Genomic DNA, 17,885 nt, shown 5'->3' with positions numbered 1-17,885 from the left:
CCTAGTGATCTCGGCTTCCGATGGGGTCACTTGCTCGTGAAGGCGTCGTACGCGCCGATGGCGGCGGGGCCGATGATCACGATGAACAGGCAGGGGAGGATGAACAGGATCAGCGGGATCATGATCTTGACCGGCACCTGCTGGGCCTTCTCCTCGGCGTACTGACGCCGCTTGACCCGGATCTCACCGGACTGCACACGCAGCACCTGGGCGATCGGGATGCCGAAGGCGTCGGCCTGCACCATCGAGCCGACGAAGGTGTTGAGGTCGTCGACATTGCTGCGCTCGCCCATCGAGCGCAGCGCCTCCGAGCGGCTCTTGCCCAGCTGCATCTCGCGCAGCACGCGGGAGAACTCCTCGGCGACCGGACCGGTGGTGTTGCGGGCGACCTGCTGCAGCGCGGCGTCGAAGCCGAGCCCGGCCTCGACACTGATGGTCAGCAGGTCGACGGCGTCGGCCAGGCTGCGCTTGATCTGGTCGGCGCGGTGGCTGGCCTTGTTGTAGAGGTAGAGGTCGGGCACGAAGAAGCCGAGGACCATCGCGCCGATGGCGACGACGAGCAGGATCGGGATCGAGCCGGCGAGCAGGAAGCCGTAGATGATGACGATGAGCGGCAGGACGACGGCGCTCAGCACCTTCATCGACAGCACCCAGTCGACGGTCCAGCCGTGCGGGTTGCCGGCCAGGTCGAGCCGGCGCCGGATCCGCTCGGCCTTGTCGGCGCCCGTGATCCGGCGCCCGACGGTGAGTGCGCGGGCCTGCAGCGGGGCCAGCACCCGGTCGGTGAACGAGCGGTCCGCCTCCTCGGCCAACTGGTGACCGGAGGGGCCGGAGCGCTCCAGCGCCTCGAGGGCGCGTGCGAGGCCGGTCGGCTGCTCCTTGGCGTAGGCCGCGGCGACGGCGGCGATGGCGCCGAGCAGCAGCAGGAATGCGACGAGAAGCAGCATCACGCCTCCACCTTGACCATGCGAGACATCACGAATACCCCGATGGCCATCCACAACACCCCGAAGCCGGAGATCACCCAGCCGCGCGGGTCGTGGATGAGGGGGTCGAGGAAGGTCGGGTTGGTGAGCAGGAAGAACACCAGGAAGCCGGGCGGCAGGATGCAGAGGATCACCGCCGAGAGCCGGCCTTCGGCCGACAGCGCCCGCACGTGCCGGCGCAGGTACTGCCGCTCGCGCATGGTGCCCGCCACCGTGGTGAGCAGCTCGGCGAGGTTGCCGCCGACCTGGCGCTGGATCCGGATGGCCATCACGGCCCAGCCGAAGTCCTTGCTCTGGAAGCGGTCGGCGACGCCCTCGAAGGCGTCCTCGATCGGTACGCCGATGCGCGCCTCGACGAGCACCCGCTTGAACTCCGACGCGATCGGCTCCGGTCCCTCACGGACGACGGTGTCGACCGCCTGAGCCAGCGACAGGCCCGCGCTGAGCGCGCCGGCGAGCAGCTGGAGGACCTCGGGGAGCGCGGCGTCGAAGGCACGCCGGCGGCGCCCGGCCTTGAACCTGAGGTAGACCGGCGGGATCGCGAAGCCGATCACCATGAACAGCAGGCCGAGCAGGATGCTGCCCTTGCCGAGCAGCAGGCCGACGACGGCGCCGGCGACGACCGAGCCGATGTGGACGAGCAGCCACTCCGACGGCTTGAACTCGCTGCCGGCGGCGGCCAGGCGGCCGGTCATCCGCTCGTTGAGGGCGCTGTTGCGCTCCAGGACGCTGGCTGCGGCGGCCTTCGCCTGGTCGAGCACGGGGTCGGCCTGGGGCTTGACCTGCTGCTGCGCCTCGAGGCCCGTCACCCGGGTGCTGTACGCCGTCACGCGGTCCGCGATGCTCATCGGCGCCGGCTTCGCGGGCACGAGCAGCACGGCCACGGTGACCAGACCCACGGCGAGGACGGCGAGCCCGACCCACAGCAGCCAGGACGGCGCCGACCAGCCCTGGTCGGTGGGCAGCGTCGGCAGCGGGGCGGCGGTGCCGGGCGTGCTGGCGGCCTGGATGGGCGCGAGCGCGCGGGCCACGACGGGCTCGGTGGCGGTCGGGAGGGTCACCTCGACATTGGCCAGCTCGGCGTCGAAGCCGGCGGGCAGGGGAGCGGTGACCAGGACCTGGTCGGCCAGCGCCTCCGCCTCGGCGGCGAACGCCTGCGCCAACGCGGGGCCGCTGGCCGTGATGACCTCGCCCTTGCCGGCGGTGGCCAGGGTGCGCAGCGGCGCGAGCTGCTTCTCGCCGAGGTCGAGTCCCACGATGTGCACGCGGGTGTCGGTGTCGCTGACCGCCTGGGCGGCGGCCGCGAGGGTCGCCTTGCTGCCGAAGTCGGCGCCGTCGGAGAGCAGCAGCAGGGTTCGCTGGCCGTCGTCGCCGGCGGCCTGCGTGGCGGCGACCACGCCGTCGTACAGGAGGGTGTCGCGGTGCAGCGCGAGGCCGTCGATCACCGTCTGCGCGGCGGCGCGGTCGGTCGTCGGCTCGAGCGCGACGTTGACGGTGCTGTCGAAGGTGACGACGCCGACCTCGACGTCCGCCGGCACCGAGCTCAGGTAGGTCGTCGCGGCCGCCTTGGCCGCGTCGAACCGGCCGCCCTGGCGCATCGAGTTGCTGGTGTCGATGACCAGCATCGTGGTGCGCTTGACCGCCGAGCCGGCGCTCGTGCTCGTCGCGGTCGCGTCGAGCTTGGCGCCGTCCAGCGTGGCCTGCACGCCGCCGAGGTCGACCTGCGATCCCGGCGGTACGTCGACCAGGATCCGGATCCCGTCGCCCGTCGACTCCACGTGCGCGATCGCGCCGTCCTCGGCGAACGCCTCGCCCATCGGGGCCAGGACGACGGCGAGGAGGGCCACGAGCAGCGCCGAGAAGCGGACGAGCGCCCGACGCCCGGACATCAGATGCGTTCCGTCCGGAAGATCGTCGGGTCGACGGCCACGTTGGCGTAGGCGAGCTTCTCCAGGAACTTCGGCCGCAGCCCGGTCGAGCGGAGCCGGCCGAGGATCCGGCCGTTCTCGTCGAAGCCGGCGGAGTTGTCGAAGATGAAGATGTCCTGGAGGGTGATGATGTCGCCCTCCATCCGCTCCACCTCGGTGATGTGGGTGATCCGGCGCGAGCCGTCCTTGAACCGCGTCTGGTGCACGATCAGGTCGACCGCGGAGGCCACCTGCTCGCGGATCGCGCGGATCGGCAGGTCCATGCCGGCCATCAGCACCATCGTCTCCATGCGGGAGAGGGTGTCGCGGGGGCCGTTGGAGTGCAGGGTGCAGATCGAGCCGTCGTGGCCGGTGTTCATCGCCTGCAGCATGTCGAGCGCCGACGCGTCGCGGACCTCGCCGACGACGATGCGGTCGGGCCGCATGCGCAGGCTGTTGCGCACCAGGTCGCGGATCGTGACTGCGCCCTTGCCCTCGATGTTCGCCGGGCGCGACTCGAGCCGGACCACGTGGTCCTGCTTGAGCTGGAGCTCGGCGGCGTCCTCGATGGTGACGATCCGCTCGTCGGTCGGGATGAAGGACGACAGCACGTTGAGCGTCGTCGTCTTCCCGGCGCCGGTTCCGCCGGACACGATCACGTTGAGCCGGCCCCGGACGCAGGCGTCCAGGAAGTCGGCGGTCTGCGGCGTGAGCGACCCGAAGTTGATCAGGTCCTGCACGGTCAGCGGGTCGGTGGAGAACTTCCGGATGGTCAGCGCGGAGCCGTCGATCGCCAGCGGCGGGACGATGGCGTTGACGCGGCTGCCGTCGGGGAGTCGGGCGTCGACCATCGGCGACGACTCGTCGACGCGGCGGCCGATGCGCGACACGATCTTGTCGATCGTGCGGCGCAGGTGGGCCTCGTCGGCGAAGTGCGCCTCGGCCTTGATCAGCCGGCCGTCGCGCTCGAGCCAGACGTCGTCGTGGCCGTTGACCATGACCTCCGAGACCTCGGGGTCGCGCAGGTAGGGGTCGATCGGGCCGTAGCCGAGGATGTCGTCGGTGATCTCCTGGGTCACCCGGGCGCGGTCGGCCGCGCTGAGCGGCCGGTCCTGGGCGCCGAGGACGTCGGAGAGCACCGTGCGAACCGTCTGGTCGAGCTCGGCCTGGTCCATCTCGGCGTCGTAGAGCCGCGGGCCGAGCTGCTTGATCAGCTCGCTGTGCACGCTGGCCTTGAGGTCCTCGAGGCGGTCGGAGTCGTTGCCGGCGAGGCGTCGTCCGGGGCGGCTGTCGCCGGCCGCGGCGGCGGCGCGCGACGAGAGCGGACCGGGCGTGCGGACCTCGATCGGCTCGGCCGGCTCGCCGTACTCGACGGGAGCGGGGGCCGGGGCGGCGGCTGGTGCGGTGGCGACCTCGACGATGTCGGCGAGGAGCTCGGCGTCCGCACCCGGTACGGCGGCGTGCCGGCCGGCCGAGGCGGCCTCGCGGCGGGCCGCGGCGAGGCGGTCGGACAGGCTCGACATGGCGCTCAGCCCCTTCCGCGGCGGAACAGCCCGCGCGAGCGGGGCTGCTCGGCCTGGATCGCCGGAGCGGAGGTCGGTACGGCGACCGGCTCGCCGGTCACCGACGACGCGAGGTGCGCGTACGCCTGGCTCGCCGGGTGGCTCGGCTTGTGCGAGACGATCGGCGTGCCGGAGTTGGTGGCGGCCGCGATGTCGACCGCCGTCGCGACCTGCGCGCTGACCGGCATCCCGAGGATGCTCTCGACCTTCTCGACGCTGATGCCCACCTGGTCGTCGGCCCGGTTGAGCAGCAGGTGCCGGTGGCCGCGGGCGATGGACAGCATGTCCATGGTCTCCAGGGCGACCTTGACGTTCTTCAGCGTCGGCACGTCGAGCGTGGCGACGATGACGCACTCGTCGGTCTCGTCGAGCGCGGTCAGCGTCGCGTCGTCGAAGGACGGCGAGGTGTCGACCACGATGTAGTCGAAGCCCTCGCGCAGTGCCCGCAGGATCCGCGAGATCAGCAGCGGCGTGACCCGCTCGCGGACGTCGGGGTGGGCCGGCGCGGCGAGCACCGTGAGCGAGTCCTGGTGCCGGGTGAGCAGGCCCTCGAGCATCGCCAGGTCGATGGAGTCCTCGGAGCCCACCGCCTGCTCGATCGAGTGCGTCGGGAAGAGCTGCATGGTGATCGCGACGTCGCCGAACGCGAGGTCGAGGTCGACCAGGCAGACCTTGCGAGCGCCGCGGTCGGTGAGCGCGAGCGCCAGGTTGACCGACGAGGTGGTCTTGCCGACGCCGCCCTTGGGGGAGAAGACGGTGACCACGCGGCCGAGCTGGCGTGCGCCGCCGGGGCCGCGCAGCGCCTGGAACAGCTGGTGGGCGCGCTCGACGGCGCTGGTGAGCGCCTTCTCGTCGCCACCGGCGACGACGACGTCGCGGACGCCGGCGTGCATCGCCTGGGTGAGCACGTCGGTGTCGAACTGGTCGCGGACCAGGACGACGCTGACGGTCGGGCGCTTGATGCGGAGCTCCTCGGCGGTGGCGAGCGCCGGGCCGAGGTCGACGGTCGGGCCGAGGGCCACGACGTACTCGTCGGCGTGCTGGTCGAGCCACGCCAGCGCCCGCTCGGTCGAGGCGACCGCGTGGGAGCCGGTGGGCATCGCCCTCAGCAGGCTGTCGACGAGTGCCTGGTCCTGTTCGACGAGAACGGGCATGTCGTCACCTCACCGTCCGTCGCGGATGGCCGCGCAGGGACCGGTCTTCGCGAGCTCGACCTGGCTCTCGGAGTTGATGAGCGCCACGGAGAGCTTGCCCCGCTCGCGACCGTCCTGGAGCCACTGGAACTGCTGCTGGGTCACCGCCAGGTGCAGGGCGGGCGCGGCCGTCGCCGAGGCGTCGCCGCCGTCGGTGCTGGTGGTCTGGTCGGTCGAGACCGCTCCGGTCTGCGCGCCCTTGGAGAGCACGGTCACCCGGTCGATGAGCACGCAGGTGGGCGTGTTCGCGTCGACGGTGAGGAAGACGGCGAGCTGCGAGCCCGGCTCGATGAACGAGCCGACCGGCAGGTCGAACTGCTCGGGCTTGGCGATCATGCCCTTGGGCAGCGGCAGCGAGGCCACCTCGACCGGGTCGCCGACGCCGCCGAACTTCGTGGAGAGGAGCTGCTCCCCGGAGTACAGCGTCGTGAGCGCGACCTTGTCGTCGATGTCCTTCAGGTCGCTCTCGGTCAACGAGTTCTCGAGGACCTGGCCCTTCGGGACCGCGGTCTGCACGAGCTTGCCCGTGTCGAGCGCGGACTTGATGCTCTCGCCCGGCAGCACGGTCTTGCCGGCCGCGACGGTCACGACATCGGTGGTCTGGTACTTCTCGGCGGCCCGTGTCTCCGCGCCGCGCGCGAACACGAACACCAGGCCGACCCCGAGCGCGGCGATGACCGCCGCGACGACCAGCAACAACCTTCGACGATCCACTTCAGAGCCCTCCCGCTCCCCATGTGCCGGCCGCTGCTCCCTCCCAGGCGCGGCGCCGACGCTTCGCTGAGGCAAAGTTCATCCAGGTGTGCAGACCCTCCCCGGCTGCAACGTGTTCCCGACGCTAGCGAACGCATCGCCCATAAGGGTGAAAAATCCGTGATTCCCCGGCATTGCTGCCCGATCGGGACCTAAGCCCTGGTTCGTCCGGACTATGTCCCTGCGGGACTCCTGGGGTACGCCGGGTGGAGCGGTGGGCGGGCGGCGATCAGCCGTAGAGCGCGGCGATCTCGTCGCGGCACTCGCGCATGACGACATTGCGCTTGAGCTTGAGGCTCGGGGTGACCTGGCCGGCCTCCTCGGTCCAGTCGGCCGGCAGGATCGTGAACTTCCGGATCGACTCGGCCTTCGAGACCGCCTTGTTGGCCTCGTCGATCGCCGTCTGGATCTCGGCGCGCAGGTCGTCGTCGTCGACCAGGTCGGCGATCTTGCCGGTCTTGCCGTGCTGCTCGGCCCAGGCGGGGAAGGCCTCCTCGTCGATGGTGACGAGCGCGCCGATGAACGGCTGGCCGTCGCCGACGACGAGGCACTGGCTGACCAGCGCGGCCGCGCGGACCCGGTCCTCGAGGACGGCGGGCGCGACGTTCTTGCCGCCCGCGGTCACCAGGATCTCCTTCTTGCGCCCGGTGATCCGCACGAAGCCCTCGTCGTCGACCTCGCCGACGTCGCCGGTGTGGAACCAGCCGTCGGCGTCGAGCGCCTCGGCCGTGGCGTCGGGGTTGTTCCAGTAGCCGGTGAAGACCTGGCCGCCGCGGAACAGCAGCTCGCCGTCGTCGGCGATCCGTACGGCGGTGCCCTGGATCGGGCGCCCCACGGTGCCGACCTTCTGGGCGTCGGGCAGGTTGACCGTCAGCGCCGCGGTGGTCTCGGTCAGACCGTAGCCCTCGAGCACGGTGACGCCGACGCCGCGGTAGAAGTGGCCGAGCCGGTCGCCGAGCGGCGCGCCGCCAGACACGGCGTAGGCGCAGTTGCCGCCGAGCGCGCTGCGCAGCTTGCCGTAGACCAGTCGGGAGAAGAGGGTGTGCTGGGCGCGGACCCGCAGCGGCACCCGGCCCGCGTCGAGGGCGCGCGAGTAGGCGATGGCCGCCTCGGCCGCGCGGTCGAAGATCTTGCCCTTGCCGTCGGCGGTCGCCTTCTGCGAGGCGGTGTTGAACACCTTCTCGAAGACGCGCGGCACGGCGAGGATGAAGGTCGGCCGGAAGGTCGCCAGCTGGGGGAGCAGGTTCTTGATGTCGGCGCTGTGGCCCAGTCGGGTGCGGGACTTCACGCAGCCGACCTGGATGATCCGCGCGAAGACGTGCGCCAGCGGCAGGAAGAGCAGCGTCGAGGCGCCCTCGGCGTCGAACAGCCGCTCCAGCTCGGCGACCGCGACGCCCAGCTCGGTCTGGAAGTTGTCGTGGGTGAGCATGCAGCCCTTGGGGCGCCCGGTCGTGCCCGACGTATAGATGAGCGTCGCGAGATCGGCCGGCCCGACCGCCGTACGACGGGCCTCGAGGTCGGCGTCCGACACCACCGCGCCCAGCGCGGTGACCGTGGCGACCGCGTCGTCGGTGATCGTCCAGACGTGCTCGAGCGCCGTCGCTCCGCGGATCGCGTCGACCTTGGCCCGGTGGCCGGCGTCCTCGCAGACGACGGCGCGGGCGGCGGAGTCGGACAGGATCCAGGCGATCTGCTCCTCCGAGGAGGACTCGTAGATCGGCACGGTAGCCGCGCCGGCGAACCAGATCGCGTAGTCGAGCAGGGTCCACTCGTAGCGGGTGCGCGAGATGATCGCGACCCGGTCGCCCGCCTCGATGCCGGCGGCCATCAGGCCCTTCGCGAGCGCCGCGACCTCGGCGAGGAACTCCGCGCACGTCACGTCGGACCAGCCGCCGTCGGCGGTGGCGCGGCTGAACTGCACCGCGGCGGGCGCCTCGGCCGCGTTGCGGACCACATCGTCGGTGAGACTGCCCGTGGTCGGGATCTCGATGGTCTGCGGGGTGGAGTACTCGCGCACCGCTGCTCCTGATCTTGACGCGCCGGTAACAAAGCCAACGCAGCCTACTCCGCGGCCCGCCGTGACGCGCGGCACGCCGGAGCCCCCACCGCGACCCGAGGGGGTCCGGTAGCCTTCCCGCCATGGCCGAACAGACGTCCTCGTCGATCGTCGTCGACGCACCCGCCGCGGATGTGATGGCCGTCATCGCCGACTTCGCGGCCTACCCCCAGTGGGCCAAGGGCGTCACGGTCGCCGACGTGCGCTCGACGTACGACGCCGCCGACCCGGCCCAGGGCGGGCGCGCCCGCGAGGTCTTCTTCGCGCTCGACGTGTCGCCGATCAAGGACGAGTACACCCTCGCCTATGTCTGGGACGGCGACCGCCAGGTCACCTGGACCCTCGCCGAGGGCAAGATGCTCAAGGCCCTCGACGGCGCCTACGTGCTGCGCGAGACCGGCTCCGGCGCGACCGAGGTGACCTACCGGCTGGCGCTCGACGTCTCGATCCCGCTGATCGGCATGCTCAAGCGCAAGGGCGAGAAGATCCTCATCGACACCGCGCTCAAGGGCCTGAAGAAGCGCGTCGAGTCCGGCGCCTGACGGCGCCGCGGCAGGCAGGTCTCGTGCGGATCGTTCTCTTCACCGGCAAGGGCGGTGTCGGCAAGTCCACCGTCGCGGCCGGTACGGCGGCCCTCGCCGCCGCGCAGGGCCTGCGCACCCTCGTCATCTCCACCGACGCCGCGCACTCCCTGGCCGACGCCTACGGCGCCGAGCCCACCGGGCCCGACCCCACCGAGGTCGCGCCCCACCTCTTCCTCCAGCAGGTCGACGCCCAGCGCCGCTTCGAGCAGTCCTGGGCCGACATCCAGCGCTACCTGCTCTCCGTCCTCGACGCGGTCGGCATGGACCCGGTCGCCGCGGAGGAGATGACCGTCATCCCCGGCGCCGAGGAGGTGCTCGCGCTCCTCGAGTTGCGCCAGCACGCCCGCTCCGGCCGCTGGGACGTCATCGTCGTCGACTGCGCGCCCACCGCCGAGACGCTGCGGCTGCTCGCGCTGCCCGAGGCGCTCGGCTGGTACCTCGAGCGGCTGCTCCCGATCCAGCGCCGGCTGGTCAAGGCGTTGCGCCCCGTGCTCAACCGGGCCGCGGGCGTGCCGATGCCCGGCGACGCCGTCTTCGACGCCATCACCCGCCTGCACGGCGAGCTCGACGACGTCCACGCGCTGCTGTCGGGCCCTGAGGCCAGCGTCCGGCTGGTGCTCACCCCCGAGCAGGTCGTGCTCGCCGAGGCCCGCCGCGCCTACACCAGCCTGTGCCTGTTCGGCTATCGCGTCGACGGAGTCGTCGCCAACCGGGTCTTCCCCGACGGCGACGGCGACGCCTGGCGCGCGGGCTGGGTCGCCGCGCAGGCCGGCGTGCTCGGCGAGGTCGCCCAGTCGTTCGCCGGGCTGCCGGTGTGGACCTCGGAGTACCAGTCGGCCGAGCCGGTCGGCGTCGACGCGCTGGCCACCCTCGCGCGCACGCTGTACGACGGCGCCGACCCGCTCGCCGTACCTGCGGGCGAGGGGCCGTTCCGCGTGACCCGTGGCGCCGAGGGCGCCGGCGCGGTGGCGCATCTCGCGCTGCCGTTCGTGACCCGGGCTCAGGTCGACCTGGCCCGCAACGGCGACGAGCTGGTGATGACCGTCGGCTCCTACCGACGGCTGATGACGCTGCCGCCCGGACTGGCCCGCCTGCGGGTCGCCGGTGCGAGCGTCGTGGAAGGGGAGCTGCGCGTGCGCTTCAGCGAGCCCGATCCCGTCACCACGGGGACGCCGGGGAAGGAGGCCCGATGACCGACGACAAGGACCGGCCCGACGACATCGGCAGTGTCGGCGAGGAGGCGATGAAGCTCTTCGGCGCCTTCGCCGACCTGGCCCGGCAGCACACCGGCGACGCCGCCGGCGGTCTCGGCAACCTCGCCGGACAGGCCGCCGCGATGGCGCACGAGGTCAACGAGCACCTCGCCACCGACGCGGCGGAGTGCAGGTACTGCCCGGTGTGCCGAGTCGTGCACGCCGTCCGGCAGACCTCGCCCGAGGTCAAGGCACACTTGATGGTGGCCGCGTCGTCGCTGCTCCAGGCCGCGGCGGGGCTGCTCGAGACCACGCCGACGCCGTCCGAGGGCGGCTCGCCGCGCGGGCCGGAGGTGCAGCACATCGATCTCGACGACAACCCCGACGACTGAGGAGCCGCCGACGCCATGAGCACGCTGACCTGCGGGATCGACATCGGCGGCACCAAGATCGCCGGCGCCGTCGTCGACGCCACGGGTGAGGTGCTCGCCGAGGCGCGGGTCGAGTCGCCCGCCACGGACGCGCAGGCGGTCGAGACGGCTGTCGCGTCTCTGGTCACCCGGCTCGCGGGCGACCACTCCTTCGGGGCCGTCGGGGTGGGGGCGGCGGGCTATGTCGCCGCCGACCGCTCGACGGTCCTCTTCGCCCCCAATATCGCCTGGCGCAACGAGCCGCTCGGCGACGAGCTGGCCCGGCTGACCGGGCTGCGGGTCGTCGTCGAGAACGACGCCAACGCGGCCGCGTGGGGCGAGTTCCGTCACGGCGCGGGCCGCGAGGTCGACGACCAGCTGATGATCACCGTCGGCACAGGCGTCGGCGGCGGCGTGGTCTCCGGGGGCCGCCTGCTCCGCGGCGCCTACGGCGTCGCCGCGGAGGTCGGCCATCTGTGCGTGGTCCCGCAGGGCCTGCCCTGCGGCTGCGGCAACCTCGGCTGCCTGGAGTCCTACGGCAGCGGCACCGCGCTGGTGCGCAACGCCCGCCGGAACCCGTCGCCCGAGCTGCTGGCGCGCGCCGGCGGCGACCCCGCGGCGATCACCGGACCGCTGATCACCCGGGCCGCCTTCGACGGCGACGCCTTCGCGATCGAGCAGCTGGCCGAGATCGGCCGCTGGCTCGGCCACGGCATCGCCTCGCTCGTCGCCGTCCTCGACCCGGGACTCGTGGTCATCGGCGGCGGCGTGGTCGAGGCGGGCGACCTGCTGCTCGACCCGATCCGCGAGGCCTTCGACCGCGAGCTGACCGGTCGCGGCTACCGGCCCCGCGCCGAGATCGTGCCCGCGCTGCTGGGCAACCGGGCCGGCATGATCGGCGCCGCCGACCTCGCGCGGGAGTAGCGGTGGGCGACAGCTGGGTCGGCGTCGACGTCGGCGGCACCAAGGTCCTGGCGGTCCGCGTCTCCGCGACCGCGGAGGTCGAGGAGGTCGCGACCCGGCCGATGCCCGGTCGCACCGCCCCGATCGAGGAGGTCGAGGCGGTCATCGAGGCCGCCGCCCGCGACGTCTACGGCGACCGCCTGCCCGCCGCGCTCGGCATCTCCGCGGCCGGACTGGTCGACGCCGACGGCGAGCGCTTCCTCTTCGGCGCCCACCTGCCCTGGCGCGACGCGCCGGTGCGCAAGGCGCTGACCGAGCGGACCGGGCTCCCCGTCGTCCTCGACAACGACGCCAACTGCGCCGCCCACGCCGAGCTGGTCGCCGGCGCGGCCCGCGGCGTCCGCTCGGCGCTGCTCATCACCATCGGCACCGGCATCGGCGGCGCGATCCTCCTCGACGGGCGGGTGGTGCGCGGCGCGCACGGCCTGGCGGGGGAGTTCGGGCACATGCAGGTCGTCCCCGGTGGCCTGGCCTGCGAGTGCGGGCTGCACGGCTGCTGGGAGCAGTACTGCAGCGGCCGCGCGCTCGAGCGGGTCACCCGGGTCGCGCTCGGCCGCCACCTCGACGGCCCCGAGGTCACCGCGCTCGCCCGCGCCGGCGACGAGGTCGCGCTCCACGCCTTCGGCTCGATCGGCACCTGGCTCGGCGTCGGCGTCGCTGGACTCGTCTCCGCCTTCGACCCCGAGCGGGTCGTCGTCGGCGGGGGCGTCTCGGCCGTCGGCGACCTGCTGCTCGCCCCCGCCCGCCGCGCGCTCACCGCGTCGCTGCAGGGGACGGCGTACCGTGCGGTGCCCGCGCTGGTCCCCGCCGAGCTCGGCCCCGAGGCCGGGGCGATCGGCGCCGCGCTGCTGGCTCGCGACGGTCGCCCGTGACCGCTGACCGGACCCGTGCCTGGGTGCTGTGGGGCGTCACCCGGCTGATCGTCGTGCTGCTCTTGCGGGGCGCGGAGCACGGCGCGATCCTCGACGTTCACTACTACGCCGAGAGCCTGGCCGGGCTCGGCGAGCACGGGCTGGCCGGCACCATGCCGGAGTACCCCGTGCCGGCCCTACTCGTCCTCGCGGCGCCGTACGGGCTGCTGCACGTGCTCGGCCTCGGCGGCCTGTACGTCGGCTCGATCGTCACCCTCGCGCTCGCCCTCGACGCCTGGTTCCTCGCGATGCTGCTGCGGACCGGCCGCTCCACGCCCGTCTGGGCCTGGCTCGCGGCCACGCCGGCGCTCGGCGTCATCTCCTACGCCCGCTTCGACCTGCTGCCGGGCGTCCTCGTCGCCGCCGCGCTGCTCGGCCTGGCCGGCGCTCCGCGGAGGGCGGGCGTGCTCGGCGTGCTCGCCACCGGCGTGAAGTACAGCCCGGGGCTCGTCCTGCCCGGCCTTGCCGCGCCCGCCGCCGGTCGCGCCCGGGTGATCCTGTCCGGCGCCGTCGCCGGGATCGTGCTGATCGGCGTCAGCGTCGCCGTCGGTGGCTGGGACCGGCTGCTGTCACCGCTGCGCTACCAGGAGGATCGCGGGCTGCAGATCGAGTCGATCTCGGCGACGCCCGCGATGATCCGCTGGGCCTTCTCGCCCGACGACTACCGGGTGTTCTACCCGTCGTCCAAAGCCTGGGAGATCCACGGCCCCGGCACCGACGTCCTGCTCCTGGCCTCCGGCGTGGCGTCCGGACTGCTGCTCGTCGGCCTGATCGGTCTGTGGGCGTGGGCGTGGCGGCGGCTGCGCGACGCCGACGACGGGGTCACCGTCGTGGTCTGGCTGACGCTCGCCGCCGTGAGCGCGTTCATCGTCAGCGGCAAGGTGCTCAGCCCGCAGTACCTGCTGTGGGTGCTGCCGGTCGCCTGCGCGGGCCTGGCGCTCGTCGGGGAGCGCGACCGGCGAGGGCTGGCCCGCTGGACGGCCGTCCTGCTGGTCGTGGCGGCGCTGACACACCTGATCTTCCCGCTCGGCTACAGCTACTTGCTGGCGCACTCCGCGCGCAGCGACGTGATGATCGTGGTGCTCGTCGTCCGGAACCTGCTGCTCGTCGGACTCTGCGTCACCGCGTTCGCCGCGACGGTGCGCTCGCTCAGAGCCGTGCGCCGTCGTCCCACGGATCCCGTGGCGACCCGGGCATCCGCATGACGAGGTAGACGAAGCCGCCGACGAAGCCGCCCACCAGCAGCCAGCCCAGCCAGCCCGGCATGCTCAGCCCGAGCACCAGGAAGACCAGCAGCAGCGCGGGGGAGCCGAAGACGCCGATCCACGCGAGCAGGCGGTCGAACGAGGGGATCGGGATCGCCTCGGGCTCGGGACGGTACGACGACGGGCCGGTCGGGTCGTCGTCCTCGTCGTCGTCCTCGTCGGCGTCCTCGTCGGCGTCACCGTCGCGGTCGTCGTGATCGGCGTGATCGGCGTGATCGGCGTGGTCGGCATCCGCGACGCGGAAGACGTCGGCGAGACCGGTCGGCTGCTCGGGCGCGGCGACGGTGCGCTCGGGGAGCTCGTCCTCCGGCTCGAGCTCGGCCCGGTCGCCGTAGTTGTCGACGATGTCGCGCCAGGCGGCGTCCTCGTCGGGGTGGGGGTCGTCCCGCTGCACGGATTCAGGTTACGCCGTCACCCTGGCGACGAAAGCCGCCGACTCCGCGTAGATCAGCGGGGCGTCGTTGTCGAGCGTCGCGACGTGGTAGCTCTCGGGCAGCGCCACCCGGGTGACGTCGGTCGACGAGACGCCCCCGAGGATGAGCGGCTCCGACTTCGCGTCGACCACGTGGTCGATGTCGGAGCGCAGGTAGAGCAGCGGCTTGGTGATCCGCGGCAGGTCGCCCACCAGGCCGGGCCACGCCTGCATCATCGAGTGCGCGGCCTTGAGCGGGGTGCGGTCGTAGCCGTTCTCGTCGATGCCCGGCTTCTTGATGTCGCCGGCGATCGCGGGGAACGAGCCGACCAGGTGCTTGAGGACCGGCAGCAGCTTGACGTCGAGACGCTGGGTCGCGACCGCCGGGTTGACCACCATCACGCCGGAGACGTCGGCGTCGCGGTCGGCCGCGAGCCGCAGCGCGAGCGCCCCGCCCATCGACAGCCCGCCGACGACGACAGCGTCGTGCTCGGCGCGCAGAGCGTCGAAGGTGCGGACGATCTCGGCGTACCAGTCGGCCCAGCCCTTGGCGTTGAGATCCTGCCAGCGGGTGCCGTGGCCCGGCAGCAGTGGGATCGCCACGCCGTACCCGAGGCCGGCGAGGTGCTCACCCCACGGACGCATCGACGCCGGCGACCCGGTGAAGCCGTGGCTGAGCAGGACGCCGACCCGGCGTCCGCCGGTCAGCTCGGGGCGGGCCGCGACGGTCAGCGCGGCGGTCAGGTCGGCAGGGCTCGACGGCATGGCGCGATTGTGCCGCACCGAGGAGACGATCAGGGGACGCCACGGTGTCGGCGGATGTTGCCGGACGCACTACTCTTCATCTGTTGGTGCCTGCTCGGGCGGGCGCGCAGGGCGGCGAAAGGGTCGGTCGGTTGTTCTACTGGTTCCTCAAGTTCATCGCGCTCGGGCCGTTGCTGAAGGTCATCTTCCGCCCGCACGCCGACGGCGTCGAGAACGTCCCGGCGGAGGGGCCCGCGATCCTCGCGAGCAACCACCTGTCCTACGCCGACTGGCTGTTCATGCCGCTCGTCGTCCCGCGCAAGGTCAGCTTCGTGGCCAAGGCGGAGTACTTCACCTCGCCCGGCATCAAGGGCTGGCTGCAGAAGAACTTCTTCAGCGGCACCGGCAACATCCCGATCGACCGCTCCGGCGCCAATGCCGCGGCCGGAGCGCTGCTGTCGGCGAAGAAGGTGCTCGCCGAGGGTGAGCTCTTCGGCATCTACCCCGAGGGCACCCGCTCCCACGACGGCCGTCTCTACCGCGGCAAGACCGGCATCGCCCGGCTCGCCCTCGAGACCGGCGTCCCGGTGATCCCGGTCGCCGTCGTCGGCACCGACATCGTCGCCCCGCCCGGCAAGAAGTTCGGCCGCTGGACCCGCCCGCACGTGCGCTTCGGCAAGCCGATGGACTTCTCCCGCTACGCCGGCATGGAGAACGACCGCTTCATCCTGCGCTCGATCACCGACGAGATCATGTACGAGATCATGCGGCTCTCCCAGCAGGAGTACGTCGACATGTACGCCACCCGCGCCAAGTCCGAGTCGCGCAAGTCCGACCACGGCGACGGCGAGCAGCGGAAGCTGGCGTCCTGACCGAAGGCGCGCTCGCGCGGCGCGCCGCGCTGGCCGTCGAGGACCGGATGTTCCGGGCCCTCGCGGTGCTGCGCGTCGTCGTCCTCGGCTACACGGTGGCGATCAACGCCTACCGCAACAACTTCGAGCACCCGGCCCTCGGCTGGGCCTGCGTCGCGATCATGGTCGTCGCGACCTTCGCCGCGATTGTCGTCTACGCGGCCCCCGAGCGCCGGGTGCCCGCCGTCCTGCTGGCGGACCTGGCGCTCGCCGTCGGGCTCCTCCTCGCCACCCCCGTCGTCAAGGGCGAGTGGTTCCAGGCCACCATCCCCGGCTACTGGATCGTCGGCGCCCTCCTCGCCTGGGCCGCCCGCTACGGCTGGCTCGGCGGGAGCGTCGCCGCCGTCGTCCTCGGCGCCGTCGACCTGCTCAGCCGCGCCCACGTCGCCCAGAAGGACTGGGGCAATGTCTTCCTGCTGCTCCTCGGCGGCTCCATGGTCGGCTTCGTCTGCGAGTCGCTCAAGGCGATGGCCGCCGAGCGCGACCACGCCCAGCGCGAGGCCGCGGCCGCGGCCGAGCGGGCACGGCTCGCACGCGTCGTCCACGACGGGGTGCTGCAGGTGCTCGCGCTCGTGCAGCGGCGCGGGGGTGAGCTCGGGGGAGAGGCGGCCGAGCTCGGTCGGCTGGCGGGCGAGCAGGAGCAGGCGCTGCGGACACTGATCCGCGCGCAGCAGGCGGTCACCGCAGCTGCGCCGGACGCCCCCGCCGATGTGGCGGCGCTGCTGGGCGCGCTCGGCACGCGGCCGGGCGTCGAGGTCGCGCTGCCCGCGGGCGCGGTGGCGCTGCCGGCGCATGCGGCGGCCGAGCTGACCGCCGTCGTCCAGGCGTGCCTCGACAATGTCGCGCGCCACGCCCCGGGCGCGTCCGCGTGGGTGCTGCTCGTCGACCTCGGCGACATGGTCGAGGTCTCCGTCCGCGACGACGGCCCCGGCATCCCCGAGGGACGCCTCGAGGCCGCCGTCGCCGAGGGCCGGCTCGGCGTCTCCGAGTCGATCCGCGGCCGGATCCGCGACATCGGCGGCACCGCCACCCTCGACACCGGCCACTACGGCACCGAGTGGACCTTCGTCGTCCCCCGTGAGGAGACCCCGATCCCGTGACCATCCACAGCACCCACCCGTTCGCCGACGCGGACCCCGATCCCGCCCGCCGCTTCCGCGGCCGGGTCGGCGGCGCGGTCACGCTCTGGACCGCGGGCTCGGGTGGCTCGGAGGGCGCGGGTGGCGCCGAGCAGGCGGGGCTGACGGTCACCTCGCTGATGGTCGCGCTCGGCCCCGAGCCGGTCGTCCTGGCGCTCCTCGACCCGGACTCCGACCTCCTCGACGTCCTGCGCGACACCGGCCGCGCCGTCGTCCAGCTGCTCACCTGGCCGGACCGCCAGCTCGCCGAGGCCTTCGCCGGTACGGCGCCCGCCCCCGGCGGCCCCTTCCGCCAAGCACCCTTCACCCCCACCGCGCACGGCCCGCGCCTCACCTCCGCCGCGACCTATGCGTTCGTGCGGCTCGTCTCGGAGCGGGAGGTCGGGTGGTCGGTCGAGGTCACCGTCGCGCTCGAGGACGTCGTCGTCGGTGAGGCAGACGGGGACGCGCTGCTGCATCGCCGCGGGCGGTTCTTGCGAGGGTGAATGTGTGGCCGTTGCGGTGGGCGCGGTGCGGGGTTCTTCTTATCGATGGCGTGGTGGCGCGCCGCGGTGGTTGAGGTTGGTGGTTGCGGCTCGCTGTCGGCCGGCCGTTGTTGCCGGTACATCCCTGTCCCGCGGTGGGTGAGTTGATGCGCTTGTTATCGACTCATGTTCGGAGTGGGTGGGGGTGGGTGCCGCGGTGGTCGACCTGCCAGGTGAAGCCGTTGGGGCTGGTCCACTGATAGGTGCCGGGCTTCGTGACCTCGTAGTGCCAGTGGCTGTGGGTCTTGGCTCGGTGGTGGCGCCGGCAGAGCGGGACCAGGTTGCAGGGGCAGGTGGGTCCGCCCTGGCCGTGGGGTCGCACATGATCAAGGTCGCACGAGCGGGCTTTGCGGCCGCAGTGGGGGAAGCGGC

General features: G+C 72.7%; 18 protein-coding genes. 9 read left to right on the top strand and 9 right to left on the bottom strand.

Features of this window, described 5'->3' with window-relative positions; genetic code table 11:
* Positions 1 to 26: 26 nt before the first annotated feature.
* From AB4880_RS13290 to AB4880_RS13265, 6 genes are all read right to left on the bottom strand, one after another.
* Positions 27 to 947, bottom strand: a complete 921-nt coding sequence (locus tag AB4880_RS13290; RefSeq protein WP_367919693.1) for a type II secretion system F family protein — start codon at positions 945 to 947, stop codon at positions 27 to 29.
* Positions 947 to 2,875 carry a type II secretion system F family protein gene (locus AB4880_RS13285; protein WP_367919692.1) on the bottom strand — a complete coding sequence of 643 codons (1,929 nt, stop codon included), beginning with the start codon at positions 2,873 to 2,875 and terminating at the stop codon, positions 947 to 949. The genes AB4880_RS13290 and AB4880_RS13285 overlap by 1 nt, the downstream gene beginning before the upstream one ends.
* On the bottom strand, positions 2,875 to 4,416 hold the full coding sequence (locus AB4880_RS13280; protein WP_367919691.1) for a TadA family conjugal transfer-associated ATPase: 1,542 nt from the start codon (positions 4,414 to 4,416) through the stop codon (positions 2,875 to 2,877). The genes AB4880_RS13285 and AB4880_RS13280 overlap by 1 nt, the downstream gene beginning before the upstream one ends.
* Positions 4,417 to 4,421: 5 nt before the next feature.
* Positions 4,422 to 5,609, bottom strand: coding sequence for a CpaE/TadZ family protein (locus tag AB4880_RS13275; RefSeq protein WP_367919690.1), 1,188 nt, complete (start codon positions 5,607 to 5,609; stop codon positions 4,422 to 4,424).
* Positions 5,610 to 5,618: 9 nt separating this feature from the next.
* A complete protein-coding gene (locus AB4880_RS13270; RefSeq protein WP_367919689.1) occupies positions 5,619 to 6,347 on the bottom strand; it encodes a CpaB family protein in 729 nt (242 codons plus the stop codon).
* A 283-nt stretch (positions 6,348 to 6,630) separates the two neighbouring features.
* Positions 6,631 to 8,418, bottom strand: coding sequence for an AMP-dependent synthetase/ligase (locus AB4880_RS13265; protein WP_367919688.1), 1,788 nt, complete (start codon positions 8,416 to 8,418; stop codon positions 6,631 to 6,633).
* 122 nt (positions 8,419 to 8,540) lie between these two features.
* Here AB4880_RS13265 and AB4880_RS13260 point away from each other — a divergent pair, with 122 nt between their 5' ends.
* The 6 genes from AB4880_RS13260 to AB4880_RS13235 are packed head-to-tail and all read left to right on the top strand — an operon-like array spanning position 8,541 to position 13,723.
* A complete protein-coding gene (locus tag AB4880_RS13260; RefSeq protein WP_367919687.1) occupies positions 8,541 to 8,999 on the top strand; it encodes an SRPBCC family protein in 459 nt (152 codons plus the stop codon).
* A 23-nt stretch (positions 9,000 to 9,022) separates the two neighbouring features.
* Positions 9,023 to 10,234 (top strand): ArsA family ATPase, encoded by a 1,212-nt coding sequence (locus AB4880_RS13255; protein ID WP_367919686.1) that lies wholly within the window; start codon positions 9,023 to 9,025, stop codon positions 10,232 to 10,234.
* A complete protein-coding gene (locus AB4880_RS13250) occupies positions 10,231 to 10,626 on the top strand; it encodes a hypothetical protein (RefSeq protein ID WP_367919685.1) in 396 nt (131 codons plus the stop codon). Before AB4880_RS13255 ends, AB4880_RS13250 begins: the two co-directional genes overlap by 4 nt.
* Positions 10,627 to 10,641: 15 nt before the next feature.
* Positions 10,642 to 11,568, top strand: coding sequence for an ROK family glucokinase (locus AB4880_RS13245; RefSeq protein WP_367919684.1), 927 nt, complete (start codon positions 10,642 to 10,644; stop codon positions 11,566 to 11,568).
* A 2-nt stretch (positions 11,569 to 11,570) separates the two neighbouring features.
* On the top strand, positions 11,571 to 12,479 hold the full coding sequence (locus tag AB4880_RS13240; RefSeq protein ID WP_367919683.1) for an ROK family protein: 909 nt from the start codon (positions 11,571 to 11,573) through the stop codon (positions 12,477 to 12,479).
* The gene (locus tag AB4880_RS13235; RefSeq protein WP_367919682.1) at positions 12,476 to 13,723 is read left to right on the top strand and encodes a glycosyltransferase 87 family protein; all 1,248 of its coding nucleotides are present in this window, start codon (positions 12,476 to 12,478) and stop codon (positions 13,721 to 13,723) included. The genes AB4880_RS13240 and AB4880_RS13235 overlap by 4 nt, the downstream gene beginning before the upstream one ends.
* Here the strand turns inward: AB4880_RS13235 and AB4880_RS13230 are convergent.
* Positions 13,668 to 14,177, bottom strand: coding sequence for a hypothetical protein (locus tag AB4880_RS13230; protein WP_367919681.1), 510 nt, complete (start codon positions 14,175 to 14,177; stop codon positions 13,668 to 13,670). The two genes, AB4880_RS13235 and AB4880_RS13230, sit on opposite strands and share 56 nt — an antisense overlap.
* A 9-nt stretch (positions 14,178 to 14,186) precedes the next feature.
* Entirely contained in the window at positions 14,187 to 14,960 is a 774-nt protein-coding gene (locus AB4880_RS13225; protein ID WP_367919680.1) for an alpha/beta hydrolase, read from the bottom strand.
* Between the two features lie 131 nt (positions 14,961 to 15,091).
* On the opposite strand from AB4880_RS13225, the gene AB4880_RS13220 reads away from it, so the two are divergent.
* From AB4880_RS13220 to AB4880_RS13210, 3 genes are read left to right on the top strand one after another with little or no spacing between them, the layout of a single operon-like run.
* Positions 15,092 to 15,811 carry a lysophospholipid acyltransferase family protein gene (locus tag AB4880_RS13220; protein ID WP_367919679.1) on the top strand — a complete coding sequence of 240 codons (720 nt, stop codon included), beginning with the start codon at positions 15,092 to 15,094 and terminating at the stop codon, positions 15,809 to 15,811.
* Complete coding sequence (gene macS, locus AB4880_RS13215) at positions 15,808 to 16,950, top strand: MacS family sensor histidine kinase (protein ID WP_367919986.1); 1,143 nt, start codon at positions 15,808 to 15,810, stop codon at positions 16,948 to 16,950. The genes AB4880_RS13220 and macS overlap by 4 nt, the downstream gene beginning before the upstream one ends.
* Positions 16,947 to 17,474, top strand: coding sequence for a flavin reductase (locus AB4880_RS13210; protein WP_367919678.1), 528 nt, complete (start codon positions 16,947 to 16,949; stop codon positions 17,472 to 17,474). The genes macS and AB4880_RS13210 overlap by 4 nt, the downstream gene beginning before the upstream one ends.
* 163 nt (positions 17,475 to 17,637) lie before the next feature.
* Here AB4880_RS13210 and AB4880_RS13205 read toward each other — a convergent pair.
* On the bottom strand, positions 17,638 to 17,885 hold a 248-nt coding region (locus tag AB4880_RS13205), incomplete at its 5' end, for an HNH endonuclease (RefSeq protein ID WP_367919677.1).

The sequence above is a fragment of the Nocardioides ginsengisoli genome, assembly GCF_039537225.1.
Classification (GTDB): domain Bacteria; phylum Actinomycetota; class Actinomycetes; order Propionibacteriales; family Nocardioidaceae; genus Nocardioides; species Nocardioides ginsengisoli.
This window is presented reverse-complemented; position numbering and strand designations above follow the sequence as displayed.

Excerpts from the sequence above, each read along its gene's own strand:
- AB4880_RS13225 (WP_367919680.1), bottom strand. The coding sequence starts at position 14,960 with ATGCCGTCGAGCCCTGCCGACCTGACCGCCGCGCTGACCGTCGCGGCC.
- AB4880_RS13285 (WP_367919692.1), bottom strand. The coding sequence starts at position 2,875 with ATGTCCGGGCGTCGGGCGCTCGTCCGCTTCTCGGCGCTGCTCGTGGCC.
- AB4880_RS13245 (WP_367919684.1), top strand. The coding sequence starts at position 10,642 with ATGAGCACGCTGACCTGCGGGATCGACATCGGCGGCACCAAGATCGCC.
- AB4880_RS13280 (WP_367919691.1), bottom strand. The coding sequence starts at position 4,416 with ATGTCGAGCCTGTCCGACCGCCTCGCCGCGGCCCGCCGCGAGGCCGCC.
- AB4880_RS13290 (WP_367919693.1), bottom strand. The coding sequence starts at position 947 with ATGCTGCTTCTCGTCGCATTCCTGCTGCTGCTCGGCGCCATCGCCGCC.
- AB4880_RS13275 (WP_367919690.1), bottom strand. The coding sequence starts at position 5,609 with ATGCCCGTTCTCGTCGAACAGGACCAGGCACTCGTCGACAGCCTGCTG.
- AB4880_RS13260 (WP_367919687.1), top strand. The coding sequence starts at position 8,541 with ATGGCCGAACAGACGTCCTCGTCGATCGTCGTCGACGCACCCGCCGCG.
- AB4880_RS13250 (WP_367919685.1), top strand. The coding sequence starts at position 10,231 with ATGACCGACGACAAGGACCGGCCCGACGACATCGGCAGTGTCGGCGAG.